Origin of the sequence: Providencia sp. PROV003, assembly GCF_045040775.1 — a bacterium.
Classification (GTDB): Bacteria; Pseudomonadota; Gammaproteobacteria; order Enterobacterales; family Enterobacteriaceae; genus Providencia; species Providencia huashanensis.
Window position 1 is genome coordinate 2391564 of sequence record NZ_CP096369.1, and the last position, 14237, is coordinate 2405800.

Genomic DNA, 14237 nt, shown 5'->3' on the forward strand with positions numbered 1-14237 from the left:
ATATTAAATGAACATTTAAGGTCATAATTCCTCAGTGATGCTATTTATTTGCTAGAAAATTAGTATGAATAATACTGAGCAGTTCATCACCAAACGAATGTGGATTGAGCATATTTTGTACGCCTAAAACAAACTTGCCTTCACCTGGGTCCATCTCAGCACTTAGGTGTTTTGAAGAAACGATAATATCTGTTGCCGTTAATTTTGACTTATAGTCAGATACTGCGCAGGAGTCCATTACATGGGGAATGCCTTTTTTCTCAAGGTATTGACCAATTTTCATTTTCATCATCATTGATGAACCTTGTCCATTACCGCAAACGGCTAAAATCCTAACGGGTTTAACACTGGGGTTTTCAAATGTAGCTTCGGGTGGTTCTTCAGTTTCTTCTAGCTCAGTAATAGGCCCTAAAGCGGCTTGTGCATCTTCCTCTGCGCGTAGTTTTTTAGCCGCAAAATACATATAGACAACGGCTAACGCCACGACAACAAAGAAAAACATTTTTGAAAATGATAACCCTTGCATAATAACAGGGAAGGCTAATGCCCAGTCGGCCATACCCATCCAGCCGCTGAAATCAGTGCCTTGGCGGTTAATCAAATCAATCGCCCATGCCGAGCCTAATATTTCTATGACTCCCATGACAAAACATACTTTCATCACGGCTTTCCAGCCCCCAAAGTGGTTAGCGAAAATACCGATAGTGGCGTTTGAGAAAAACATCGGGATAAAGCCTGGGATAATCATAATAGGGGAGCTAAATGCCAGCATACCGAGTACGGCAACAAATTGGCCAATTGCCCCCCACATAAAGCCAAATACCATTGCATTTGGTGAAAAGGCGTAGATAGCCGCACAGTCAATCGCGAGCACTGCATTTGGGATCACTCGTTCTGAAATACCTTTAAAAGCTTCCGATAATTCAGCCACAAACATACGTACGCCGGTTACAATAATTTGAATGGCTACCGCAAATTTTAGCCCAGTCTCAATAATATAGATGGTCCAGTGTGTCGTGCCTGCCATTGACTGTAAATTTGGAATGCCGAAGGAAATCAGGATAACCCCAAAGAATAAGGTCATCACAATCGCTGTTGCAGAAATACTATCGTGGAAGATGTGTAACCATTTTGGTAAGTTTAAATTATCTACGCTGTCTTTTTTATCTCCTAATTTTGGTGCGACTTTAGTGGCTATCCATGAGGCAAATTGTTGCTGGTGGCCAATTGAGAAACCAGCCCCACCAGTGACTTCCTGCGTAGGTTTAAACATAATATTGGAGGAAATCCCCCAATATAACGCCATTAAAACTGCAGAGTAGATAATGGTTTCCCACATACTTGCGCCAAGTACAAAATAGAAAACAGCAATCAACCCTGCTTGCTGGAACATGATATGTCCCGTCAGCATGATGGTGCGGATACCGGTAATACGGCGAAAGAGTACCAGCAGGATGTTAAGTGCAAGTGCTAACAATACCGTATAACCCACCCATGAATAGTCATCCCCCATGGTTTCCATAGTGGCCATCATGGAGGTATAAGGGTCAATGACTGAACCGGTGAGGCCATGATATTCAGACATTTTTTCAATCACGGGTTTGAAGCTGGAGACCAGAGTACTGGCACCAACACTGACTAACATAAAGCCGACAATGGTTTTGATTGTTCCTTTAAGAATTGTGGTACCGTCACGCTTCAAAAGCCAGTAACCAATAAAAGTGACTAAGCCTAATAATAGAGGCGCTTTTGTCATTACCTGGCTGTAAAAAATATAGAAAGCGTCGTATAAAAAATCCATATTTTTACCTCTAATCAAATTGTTTTTGTAATTTATATGGGGTAGAGATTAATCATATTGATCGTATCTGGTGTTCTTGCGATATAATCATTTTAAACCTATAAAATGTCGTTAAAAAACCAAAAGTAATCATATGTAATCACCGTCTGATCTTTTATGATTGTTTGCATTTGTCTGTTTTTTTACCAGCAAAAAAATAAATAAATGGCGACTTGATCACGTAAAATTTAAAAATATCAATAAAATCAGTGTTCTTTTTTTATTCATGGTAAATATTTGTTTTTTGTTGCGACAAAGGTTGACAACTAATAGCGAGATAAATAGAATCAAAACCAATCACAAGTAATCAAGCTTAATCATAGGGTGATTACTTATTAACAGGACGATAGTTATGAATGAAGTGCAAAGACACAATGAAATATTGTCTTTATTAGAAACAAATAGGGTGATCAACGTTTCTCATATTACCGATCACTTTAATGTGTCTCCTGCAACGGCTCGTCGCGATATTTCTAAGTTAGATGAGCAAGGTAAGTTACGAAAAGTCCGTAATGGTGCAGAAAGAATTGAAAATAAAAAGCGTAAGTGGACACCGTTAAATATTAACAGTACCGACCACTACGAGGAAAAATCACAAATAGCGGTTAAGGCGGCAGAAATCTGTTTACCCGGTGAGAGCGCGGTAATTAACTGCGGTTCAACAGCGTTCCTTCTTGGGCAGCAATTGTGCGGGAAAAACGTACAGATAGTGACCAATTATTTTCCGCTAGCAAGCTATTTAATAGACCAAGACCACGACGATGTTATTTTAATTGGTGGCCAGTACAACAAGGCACAAAATATTTTTTTAAACCCAGCTCTGAACAGCTTAATGGGTTATGCAGGTAACTGGATGTTTACATCGGGCAAAGGCTTAACAGAGGCTGGCTTGTATAAAGCGGATATGTTAACGGCGGTGGCTGAACAACAGATGCTTGACCAAATCGATAAGCTCGTGGTGGTGGTTGACAGTTCTAAGGTGGGGCATCGAACAGGAATGCTCTTTTGCCCAGCAAATAAAATTGATGTTTTAATTACTGGAAAAAACGCTAACCCTGAAGTTATTAAAGCCATTGAAGCACAGGGAACACGGGTCATACTGGTCTAATTCCTTCATATATTTGGTTTATTGAATTTAATCCTATCTTGCTAAGTGCCTTAATGCTCTATTAAGGCGCCAAGCTCCCTACATTCAAAATTCTGGAAAAAGGTATTAATACTATGAGTAAAGTAAATGAAATCACACGTGAATCTTGGATTTTAAGTACGTTTCCTGAGTGGGGAACTTGGTTGAATGAAGAAATTGAAAAAACGGTTGTTGAGCCAAATACATTCTCAATGTGGTGGTTAGGCTGTACAGGAATTTGGCTGAAAAGTGCAGGTAATACCAATATTTCTATCGATTTTTGGTGTGGGACAGGTAAAAAAACGCAGAAAAATCCGTTGATGAATAAGCAACACCAAATGATGCGCATGGGAGGGGTAGAAGCATTACAGCCTAACCTAAGAACCTCTATTTTTCCTCTCGACCCATTTGCAATTAAACAAATTGATGCGGTATTAGCCTCCCATGACCATGCCGACCATATTGATGTCAATGTCGCAGCCGCAGTATTACAAAATTGCGGTGAACACGTTAAATTTATTGGCCCGCAAGCTTGTGTTGATTTATGGACCAAATGGGGCGTTCCTACAGAGCGTTGTGTTGTGGCAAAGGTGGGGGATGTGATTGAAGTCGGAGACATGAAAATTCGTGTACTCGATTCTTTCGACCGTACAGCACTGGTTACGCTACCGCAAGGCGTGTCTTCTTATGATAAAGAAATCCTAGATGGTATGGATTACCGTGCGGTGAATTATTTAATTGAAACAACAGGTGGTTCTATTTATCACTCAGGTGATTCTCACTATTCAAATTATTACGCAGCACATGGTAACCGTTATAATATTGACGTGGCATTGCTTTCTTTTGGAGAGAACCCCCGTGGAGTCACGGACAAAATGACTTCATCTGATATTTTGCGTGCTGCGGAGTCACTTGATTGCGAGCGAGTTATTCCATTCCACCATGATATTTGGGCCAACTTCCAAAATGACCCACGTGAAATAGAAGTTTTATGGAATATGAAAAAAGAGCGTTTACAATACAAATTTGCGCCGTTTTTCTGGCAGGTAGGTGGCAAGTATACTTACCCAACAGATAAAGACCGCATGCATTATCAGCATTTCCGTGGCTTTAATGATATTTTTAAAAATGAACCTGAACTGCCATATAAAGCATTCTTATAATTAATCCTGCTATTAAAAACCAGCGTTTAAGGAGACTTAATCGCTGGTTTTTTTATGAGGTTTAAAATAGCATGCATATATTTAAATAATATGAATTATCAGTATTTTTTATTGTTATATGGTTAGTTTTTTTGTTTCTCTATTGATATTGACTGTCTTAATTTAATCATTTTTAATCTTAATGTTATCAATGTGGATAATATTTAATTAAAATTACATTTATTCTAGGTGAAAATATGGAAAATGAAATAATATTACATGATTTAACTGAGCGTATATCTTCAATTAGCGAAGAAATTGCGATGTATAATGAAGATGAAGAAGTTATATTAGAGTCGTAAAGATTGAAAAAAAGCAGAGTTTTAGTGCTGGGAATGGGTGGATGGGGAACATGGTGCTCATTACAACTTGCATTAATGGGGGTTGGAACGTTAAGGATTGTTGATGGTGATATTGTCGAATTATCAAACCTAAATAGACAAGTCTTATATACAGAGGAGGATATCGGAAAAAGAAAAGTTGACTCAGCTGAAAATGGGATATATAAGCATAATAAACACACTAAAATAGAAAAGTTTTTTGAATTTTTAACGCCAAATGAAAATAGAATTAATGATTTACTTAATAATGTTGATATGATTTTACTTGCATGGGCAAGTTTAGGCTACTACAAAAAAAATACGGTAGAGGAGGTAATACACAAAGTTGCTATTGATAAATCGATACCTATCATTGAACTTGGTGGGGACCCACATGAAATATCCATAGGACCTATTTATTTAAATAATCAAATAGGGAAAACATACTTTGATGTTAAACATCAAATTAAAAAAACATTCTATAGTGATGACCCGACAGTGAAAGAGTTTCAAGAAGCAAGAATGAAGCAACAGTTTTTAAATGGGGTGAGAACTGTTAATGCTTGGCAAAGCTCACCATCACTAGCTGTAATGTCAGGGTTAGTGGTTGACCAAGTAATTAAAGTTATTACTAAATATGATGCTATCTCATTGGAAGGAAGGAAAGTTACAATCTCACTTAGGGACTTGAGTTTTTCAGAGGAGAATCTGTTTAATGGGGATAAGTAAGCATAACAAAGAATTTTTAAGTAATGGGTATACTAGTTTTTCAATAAAAGATTTTTTTCCTGAATTTGAAGTTAATTTAAATTTAATTAATAATATTGAAGAGGATAAATGGAGTTTTATTATAAAAAATAGGCGAGGGGTAAGCGATTTTTATCTTTCTGACACTGATATAGAGAGTATCAATTATGAAAAAACAATAGCATTTGAGGATAGAGATAATGGCGAGTTTTCATTTTCATTTAGAAGAATATGCTTTGATGAAATTAAAATAATTTTAGTTGATTTAATTGCGGTTGTTGATGATGTTAAATTTAAAGATTTTTTATGGAGTATAACTGGAAAGAAAGTAAACATGATATCAAACATATATTTAAGCAAGTTTGATAAAAATGATTTTTTAACTACACATTGTGACTCCGATGATGGTATAGGCATCGTGATTAACTTAACAAAGGAATGGGAAGCGAACTATGGAGGGTTAACGATGATATTAGATAACGAAAAAAAAGAAATTTTAGAAACATTTATCCCATCATATCTAAACATTTTAATTTTTGACACAAAAAAAAGAAAAATCCCACATTTTGTTTCTACAGTAACATCTAATAAAATAAGCAAAAGAATGGCATTAGTTGTGAGGTATAATGAAAAAGATTAAAGTGCTTCTTTGTGCTACTTTAATGTCATTAATATGGGGGAGTGCATTTCCAATATCAAAACTGGCAATTGACCAAGTAGGTGTTTGGGGTTTTAGAATCTATTCATTAGTTATTTCAGTTGTTTTTTTGTGTTTTGTATTTTTCATTATTGGTCGATATCGGTTTAATATTCAATGCTTTTTAAAAAGTATCCCACTTGGTTTTTTGAATGTTTTTTTGGTTCCTATATTAAATAGTTTGGCGTTAAAGCATACTGAAGCGGTAAAGGCGTCTGTACTTGTTTATACAATGCCAGTAATGGCAACACTCTTGCTGGGCATAATGAATAAACATATTGAATTTCGTTCAATAATTGTGTCTTTATTATGTATTAGTGGTATTTTTATATTTATAGCGCCATCTGGCATAAGCATTGGCGAAGCGATAACTCTATTAAGTGCACTCATGTGGGCGATAGGAACCATTTTATCTGAAAAAATCGTCTTAAAAATAAACCTAACTTCAAAAGTATTTTACCAAAATATAGTCTCATTGATTTTTCTTGTATTGTTAATGCCATTTTTAGATGTTGATGTAAACATATTGAGTAATATACATCCTGAATTTCTTTGGACTGTATATATTCCAATTATCTATATGGGGCTGGCTAATGGGGTGATTGTTTATATTCTTTGGTATTACATGATAGGGCACGGCGGTGTTAAACTGTCATCATACTCAATTCTTATTTCACCAATCATTAGTGTCATGATCTCATCTTATCTTTTAGATGAGTCTATGACAATTTCAATGATAATCGGTATGTTATTTATTCTTTTAAGTATGTTAATTATTTTTTTAGAAAAAAATAAAGTTTGATATTCAAATAACGGCTTACATGCTTTTAGTGATTAAACTTCCTATCGGTGCTGCGTACTCCTCCACCCTAAAGGGCGGAGGGGCGACGAGTTATTCACAAATGCCAAGTTATTCTGTTGTTAGCTAAGCTAGTCTTTAATGCTCCTTAACGTGGTTACTTCCTTGTACTTTACTCTGGTATTTCACTTACCTGTTGCCTAACCACATTAAGCATTATTTAAAGAGTGGAACATTACTCAAGAATAAACATGCCATAGGGGTGGATCTGTAAATAAAGGTTTTCCCCTACTGTTGGCTGCAATTGTGTGGCATTAATTTGCAACAACATGGATTGACCATGCCAATCAACAGTGACCTCATATTGAGGCCCCATATAAGCCACATGAGTGACAGTACAGCGTTGGCTATCGTCACCTTGTAAGCTAAGCGTGATAGCTTCAGGGCGTACACCGACAGTGATTTCCGTATTATCCGTTGCTAGTTGTGCTGGGCGAGGTAAGTGATAATTAAAAATATTTACTGAATCATGAGTCAGTGTGGCAGGGAAAATATTCGCATCTCCCATAAAGCTGGCCATAAACCTTGAGGCAGGCTGACGGTATAGTTCTTGTGGAGAACCTAATTGCATGATTTTCCCTTTGTTCATCACCAAAACCATATCGGAAACGGCGAAGGCTTCACTTTGGTCATGGGTCACGTATAACGAGGTGATGTTAAACTGTTGCTGTAATTCACGGATTTTTTCACGCATGCTACGGCGTAAATTGGCATCTAAGTTACTTAATGGCTCATCAAATAACAACACTTTAGGTTTGAGGATCAATGCACGAGCTAAAGCAACACGCTGTTGCTGGCCACCAGAAATTTGGTCAACAAAACGGTCAGCAAAGCCAGCTAAATCAACCAATTCTAGTGCTTCGTCAACACGTTTTCTGATTTCAGCTTTAGGTAAGCCTAACATTTTCAAACCATAACCGACGTTGTCCCCTAACGACATATGAGGGAATAGGGCATATGATTGGAAAACCATACAAATATCACGTTGTTGGATTGAACGATCGGTAACATCCTCACCATCTATAAACATCCGTCCTTCTGTGGGTTTTTCTAACCCTGCGACTAAACGTAATACCGTGGTTTTACCACAGCCAGAGGGACCTAATAAGGTCACCATACTACCTTGTGGAATAGAAAGACTTAAATCGTCGATGACCGTATTGGTACCAAAGCGTTTAGTCACATTTTTTAATTCAACAAAATTATGTTGTGTCATGTCAGTTACTCCATGATTACTGTGCATTTTTGGCTTTGGAACGTGAAACACGGGCTTCGCCAATTAAATAGTCAAATAAGAAAATAATGGCCAACATGACGACAATCAGTATTGAACCATAAGCAATTGCCACGCCGTATTCACCATCCTCAACACGATTAAGAATGTAGGCAGTTGCTACGCGAGTATCGGGGGTTACCAAGAATACAATGGCACTTACTGTCGTGATCGCTCGCACGAAGCTATAAATCAAAGCCGATAAAATCGCAGGGCGCAGTAATGGCAACAGGATAAAGAAAATGGTGCGCATGGAGCCTGCCCGTAAGCTGAGTGAGGCTTCATCTAACGATTTATCAATTTGCCCTAAGCCCGCAATACCGGCACGGATACCGACCGGAACATTACGCATGGTCATCGATATAATGACGATAGCTGCGGTACCAGTTAAGTAAAATGGCGAGTCATTAAAGGCTAAAATGTATGACACACCAGCCACTGTTCCCGGTACGGCAAAGCACAGCATGGTGGTAAATTCGATGGTTTTTTTACCACGAAAATCTTGGCGAACGACGATATAAGCAATTAACAAGCCGAGTATGGCGGTGATTGGTGCAGCAATACCCGCGTACAGAAGAGTATCTAATAAGGATGGCCATGCGCCGTCACTCATACCTTGACCGAATAACTTAATAAAGTTATCGAAGGTTAATGTGTAATCAACGCCCCAGTTTACCGTGAAGCTACCATAGAAAATACTACCGTATAACAATACGTTAAAGGCAACCCAAATAGCTAAGAAGGTAGTTACAGTAGCAATTAATGACACAGGTAATGGTTGTACATCACCGCGATACGATTTGCCCGAAACAGTGACATAGGAACGCTTACCTATCCACATATATTGAACGCAGAACACTAATAGTGAGAAAACTAATAGTGATGCACCCAAGGTACTTGCTGCTTGATAATCGAGCTGAGAACCTGTGATATAAAAATAAATTTGTGTTGCTAGAACATCGAAGTTACCGCCTAACACTAATGGGTTACTAAAATCGGCTAATGACTGAACGATGACAATTAAGAATGCGTTAGCCAGTGCAGGTTTCAGTAATGGCATAAACACATTAAAAAAGGTTTGGTAGCGGTTAGCTCGTAAGGTATACGAAGCTTCTTCTAATGATGGATGAATAGTTTTAATTGCCCCATCCAAAATCATAAATGACATAGGGGTAAAGGCGAGGACTTGAGCTAGCCAAATACCAGTAAAACCGTATAACCAGTTGGTATTTTCTAACCCCATATAGGCCGCGAGAAATTCGGTGATATACCCAGAACGCCCCATCATCAACGTAACACCCAAACCGACAACGAATGGCGGAGTTACGATGGGTAATATTGAGAAAATACGGCCAATAATTGCGGAGCGTTTCGCAATACGAGTGGTGTAAATAGCTAAAATTAAACCAAAGAAGGTACAGCCAGCACCAACCGCCAATGATAAAAAGATTGAGTTAATAATGACTTGAACAATATGTGATTGTGTCAAAATCGCTACAAACGCAAAGGGAGCAAAATCGCCATTACCATCGGTGAACATGGGAATAAAAATAGCCACGCTCGGAAAAACAATAAACAGCGCAATCAGGGTGACAACAGTGATGAGTGAACCAATAACAAACTGGTCGCCACCAAGCCATTCAAGGCGTGTTAGTGCGAGAGTCATCACCATGCCAAGGGCGATAAATAACACTATCGAAGAGTAGCCTAAGCCTTTTCCTTCAAGATAAGAGGTCAAAATGACTACAGCAACCGTTGCTACTGCAATGCCAATATCCAAATAATGGCGAGTTTTATGATAGCGATCCGCAGGTGTTAACGGGCGAATAAATAAAATAGAAGGCAATAAATACCAAAGCCAACTAATGTTTAAGCTGCTCCAACCATACGCGGCAAGGATTTCATCTTGCGTAGAATCAAGTAAGCCATAATCAAGGCTCCAAGAAGGTAGCAAAGCAAAACCAATCCAAGCTAATAACAACCAGAAAAAGGTGCTATCTCGCTTTTTAGGCGGTGTCAGTGTTAGGGTTTGAGACATAGATCCCCCTAAGCTCATTATATTTTGTGTAAGCAGGGTGTTTAGCCATGACACAAACTATTTTGAGCTTAATTAAATTAATTTTTATTTTAGTTAAGTAAGTGCTCAATGCGGCGTATTAACGCCGCACCAAATTGTTATTTGCTCATTTTTACTTCAGTAACCCATTTATTGATCAGATTTTTACGGACATCTGCATCCCCGTATTTATCCATATCATAGTTAATTAGGTTTAAGTCATTGAGTTTTAATGAAATTGGGGAAGACTCCGCAGTGGTATTGGTTAAAATCTGGTAAGATTTACCTTCTTTCCAACTAAGTTCTTGCGCTTCTTTAGAGAGGACAAAATCAACGAATAGTTTGGCGTTATCCATATTGCGCGCATTTTTAAGGATACTGATACCGCCAATTTCATAGCCTGTACCTTCACAAGGTGCAATAAGCTCTAATGGTGCGCCATTTTCGACTTCTAATGAATAATCATGTAAGAACCCGATACCAATAGCAGACTCACCTCGAGCCGCATTACGTGCCGGTGCAATCCCTGACTTGGTGTATTGTGAAATATTCGCATTCAGTTTTTTCAGATAATCAAAAGCTTGTTCATTTCCCCATAGCTGGTCAAAAGTGGCCAGTGCGGTATAAGCTGTCCCTGAGCTTTGTGGGTCAGCAATTTGAATTTCGCCTTTATATTCAGGTTTAGTCAGGTCTTTCCAGCAAGTTGGGATAGGTAAACCTTTTTCTTTTAAGCGGTCTTTATTTACGCCAAAGCCTAAAATACCAATGTAAACCGCGGAAGAATAGTTCCCTTTACGTTTCGCAGGGTCTTGGAACTGAGGCATGATTTCAGATAATTTTGGCGATTTATAGGGTTCGAGTAAATCCATTTCCCCCGCCTGTGAATGAGGGTCTAATGTACCGCCATACCATACATCAGCTTGTGGATTGCGTTTTTCTGCTTCAATTTTAGCTAAAGTACTGCCAGAACCGTTACGAACAAATGTGGTTTTGACATCGTATTTTTTCGCGAAAGCTTGGGTTTCTGTTTCGCACATGGCATTAGTTGCGCTACAGTAAACCACCAGACGGCCTGCGGCATTTGCAGTGATTGCTGCAAGTGACAAACCCGCAGCGATAAGCGTAGAGAGAGTTTTCAGTTTCATTGTCAGTCCTTTTTTCAGGTTTTATTATCAGAGGGTGAAACAGTGCCTGCTAAGTGCTCCCGTTTGCTGACATTGGCAATCAAAAGAGGCATTAGCAGTAGCCCCATCAGAGCCGCTGCACTGGCGAGCAAGGTAAACATCCCTGACCAACCATAACGTGCAATGACCTGAGAGAGTGGCCATCCAGCAATTGCGGCACCTAAATAGGCGTACAAGCCAAGATAGCCTGTTACCGCTCCAGCTGCTTTTTTATGACAATATTCTGTTGCAGCTAGACCGATTAACATTTGTGGTCCAAAAACAAAAAAGCCGATAGCAAAAAAACATACAGCCAATAATGCATAATGATGAATTGGCGTTAACCATAAGGCGCTGACTGAAACACACAGGCCCAATGAAAACAGTAAAATCATGGGGGCGCGTTGGCCGCGAAACAAAAGGTCTGAACCCCAGCCAGAACAAAGTGCCCCTAATAAGCCACCTAATTCAAATAACGATAATGTTGCGTTAGCACTCAGTAAGTTGGTACCGTGTGTTTCCGTTAACCATAGGTTTCCCCAATCATTTATTGCCATACGGATCAAATAAACTAAGATATAAGAGAAACCTAATAACCAAATCATGCGGTTAAAAACGATGCTCTCTTTTAAAATCAAGAGCATTGGCATTGGCGGAGACAAACGCTCTTGGCGTAATTCCAGCACATCTTTTCGCCATTGGCCCACGCTAGGAAGATGCTCTTCTTGTGGTGTTCCTCGTAACTGACTACATAGCCATAAACCAACAACCACGCCAATTACCCCAGGAACAATTAAAGCCATCTGCCAGCTATATTGGGTGGCTAATAGCGCTGTCAATAAAGGCAGCAGCATTCCACCAAGGTTAATCGAGATATTCCATAACCCCCACCAAAAGCCACGTTCATTGCGTGAATACCAATGGGTTAAGATACGTGCGCAAGGAGGCCATCCCCAACCTTGGAAAAAACCATTTAATGTCCACACCACTAATAAAGCAGGGAACGATAAGCAATAGGCGAATACGATATTTAGCAACCCAGTCATCACTAGGCCTGCCCCCATAAACCAGCGATATCCTGTAATATCGTGAAAAATACCCGATAAAAACTTTGAAATACCGTAGGTAAGGTAAAACGCAGTGGCTATCCAGCCGATATCGCTTTTATCGAGAAACAATTCACTTTGCATAACTGGCATCACGAAATTAAAGCTTTTTCGTGTAAGGTAAAAAGTGGCATAACCAATAATCATTGATAGCATTAAGCGGCGACGCCAAAAATGATAAGTGTTATCCAGACTCAACGTGTCATTACCTGTCATGGTGTTGTTTCTCTTGTTTGGCAAATGTAATCAAGTTTTTAACAAAAAGGATGAGAGAAGGTATTAGAGGGGTAGGAATAATTCCTAGTTTTGCGATGTTTTATCTCAAAATGTGGGCAAGTTAACACTTATTTTCGTTCCATTTTGGGTAGTTAACGTCCAATCACCGCCTAAGGCTCTGACTCGTTCTTCAATACCACGTAAACCAAAGCCGCTGGTTCGTTTACTAAAAGGAATACCAACGCCATTATCATCAACAATAAGCTGGATCTGGTCATTTACTTGTTCAAGTGATATATGGATTTGAGTGGCTTTCGCATGCTTACTGATATTGTTAAGTAACTCTTGGACTAGCCGATATAGTGTAAATAAAACCGTTTCGTTTATTGGTGTTTCTTGTAAACCGTAATGAAAATGGCATTGAATATTCCTTTCAGGGAAGGAAAACTCAGCAATTAAGTGTTTAAGCGCTTTTTCCAAGGACATTTCTTCTAGCACGGGCGGGCGTAACTGGCGCAACAATTGCCGTGTAGACTGGTGAATTTGCTGCGCGAGTTCATTAATTTGGCTCGCTGCTTGCTGCCCAAGTGGATCAGCGGCAGTTTTTTTGACTAACATTGATTGAATTTGGATGGCGGTAATATTTTGGCCAATTTCATCGTGTAACTCACGGGCAATCGCTTTTTTAATATCTTCTTCGGTATGGACTAATTGGCGCATTAAATCACGACGAGCTTTTAGCTCTTGTTCTAAACGTTGGCGGTAACGTTGTAAATTGCTAGCAAGTTGTTTTTGACGGCTAATGGCAATCCCTAATCCAATACCAATAAGGGCTTGGGTACTTAAGAACATCTCTAGTTCTTCTAAATCAGCGAAGGCACCGTGGAATTGCCGAGCAAAAGTAATAATTAAACTCCCTAATAGAGCGGAAAGTACTCCACCTTGCCAGCCATAGCGATAGGCCATAAAAACATTAGGAATAAATACCAGTAGGACAATTAAACGCTCTATTTCAGGCGCAAAAAAGACTTGAGCGCTTAAACCGACAACACAAAACAAAAAGCACCAGACAATCAATGAAGTACGTAATTGCTTATCAGGAGTCCCATAGTCAAGTAACATTTGGTAGTGCTGTTCGTGTAGATATTCATAAATTAGGTAAACAAATGGGGATAGCAAAATTCCGCCAGTAAATGACGTTAAAAATAACTGGCTAACGGAATAGGGGGATAACCAACCAAATAATAACGCATGCAGAATGCTATTTGCAGCCACACCGGCGAGCAACAGTAATAAACGTTGCCAATATAAAGTGTATCGCCACCAGATATCTTGAATAATAAAAGCGACTCCAAGGCTGAGCAATGGAGAGAGTAATAAAATAGGTTGAAACAGTAATTGTTCTTCTGATAGCCAAAGATTGAGTATTCCTTCACTGAGTAGCAGTGTTGGCCAATAGCGTCGCCAAAGGATGATCATTAAAGCGAGTCTTAACCCTTGAGGAAGAAATAATGTTGCTTGAAAACTATTTTGGCTCAAATAAAAACCGATGATCCACAACCCAACCCACAATAATGAATAGGTAAAAAGTAGAAATGTGGATTGCAGTGTTAATCGCAGGCTTTTATTCAT

General features: G+C 38.9%; 12 protein-coding genes. 6 read left to right on the plus strand and 6 right to left on the minus strand.

What is annotated here, in order from left to right; translation table 11 throughout:
• Window positions 1-40: 40 nt before the first annotated feature.
• Entirely contained in the window at window positions 41-1801 is a 1761-nt protein-coding gene (locus tag M1F14_RS10855) for a PTS ascorbate-specific subunit IIBC (protein WP_042844692.1), read from the minus strand.
• Window positions 1802-2192: 391 nt separating this feature from the next.
• On the opposite strand from M1F14_RS10855, the gene ulaR reads away from it, so the two are divergent.
• From ulaR to M1F14_RS10885, 6 genes are all read left to right on the plus strand, one after another.
• Window positions 2193-2948, plus strand: a complete 756-nt coding sequence (ulaR, locus tag M1F14_RS10860) for an HTH-type transcriptional regulator UlaR (protein ID WP_042844690.1) — start codon at window positions 2193-2195, stop codon at window positions 2946-2948.
• Window positions 2949-3061: 113 nt separating this feature from the next.
• Window positions 3062-4129, plus strand: coding sequence for an L-ascorbate 6-phosphate lactonase (ulaG, locus tag M1F14_RS10865; RefSeq protein WP_181468618.1), 1068 nt, complete (start codon window positions 3062-3064; stop codon window positions 4127-4129).
• A gap of 236 nt (window positions 4130-4365) precedes the next feature.
• Window positions 4366-4470 (plus strand): pantocin A family RiPP, encoded by a 105-nt coding sequence (locus tag M1F14_RS10870; RefSeq protein WP_071548218.1) that lies wholly within the window; start codon window positions 4366-4368, stop codon window positions 4468-4470.
• 3 nt (window positions 4471-4473) lie between these two features.
• A complete protein-coding gene (locus M1F14_RS10875) occupies window positions 4474-5217 on the plus strand; it encodes a ThiF family adenylyltransferase (protein ID WP_225832970.1) in 744 nt (247 codons plus the stop codon).
• Window positions 5204-5875, plus strand: coding sequence for a 2OG-Fe(II) oxygenase family protein (locus tag M1F14_RS10880; protein ID WP_048607861.1), 672 nt, complete (start codon window positions 5204-5206; stop codon window positions 5873-5875). The genes M1F14_RS10875 and M1F14_RS10880 overlap by 14 nt, the downstream gene beginning before the upstream one ends.
• Window positions 5862-6734 (plus strand): DMT family transporter, encoded by an 873-nt coding sequence (locus M1F14_RS10885; protein WP_181468617.1) that lies wholly within the window; start codon window positions 5862-5864, stop codon window positions 6732-6734. The genes M1F14_RS10880 and M1F14_RS10885 overlap by 14 nt, the downstream gene beginning before the upstream one ends.
• A gap of 232 nt (window positions 6735-6966) precedes the next feature.
• Here the strand turns inward: M1F14_RS10885 and fbpC are convergent, their stop codons facing one another.
• The 5 genes from fbpC to M1F14_RS10910 all read right to left on the minus strand — a co-directional run bounded on the left by fbpC (window position 6967) and on the right by M1F14_RS10910 (window position 14237).
• Entirely contained in the window at window positions 6967-8007 is a 1041-nt protein-coding gene (gene fbpC, locus M1F14_RS10890; RefSeq protein WP_042844680.1) for a ferric ABC transporter ATP-binding protein, read from the minus strand.
• A gap of 16 nt (window positions 8008-8023) precedes the next feature.
• Window positions 8024-10102 (minus strand): iron ABC transporter permease, encoded by a 2079-nt coding sequence (locus tag M1F14_RS10895; RefSeq protein ID WP_042844677.1) that lies wholly within the window; start codon window positions 10100-10102, stop codon window positions 8024-8026.
• 137 nt (window positions 10103-10239) lie between these two features.
• A complete protein-coding gene (locus M1F14_RS10900) occupies window positions 10240-11265 on the minus strand; it encodes an ABC transporter substrate-binding protein (protein ID WP_181468616.1) in 1026 nt (341 codons plus the stop codon).
• A gap of 14 nt (window positions 11266-11279) precedes the next feature.
• Complete coding sequence (gene uhpC / locus M1F14_RS10905) at window positions 11280-12605, minus strand: MFS transporter family glucose-6-phosphate receptor UhpC (RefSeq protein ID WP_181468615.1); 1326 nt, start codon at window positions 12603-12605, stop codon at window positions 11280-11282.
• A 105-nt stretch (window positions 12606-12710) separates the two neighbouring features.
• Window positions 12711-14237, minus strand: a complete 1527-nt coding sequence (locus M1F14_RS10910) for an MASE1 domain-containing protein (RefSeq protein ID WP_181469342.1) — start codon at window positions 14235-14237, stop codon at window positions 12711-12713.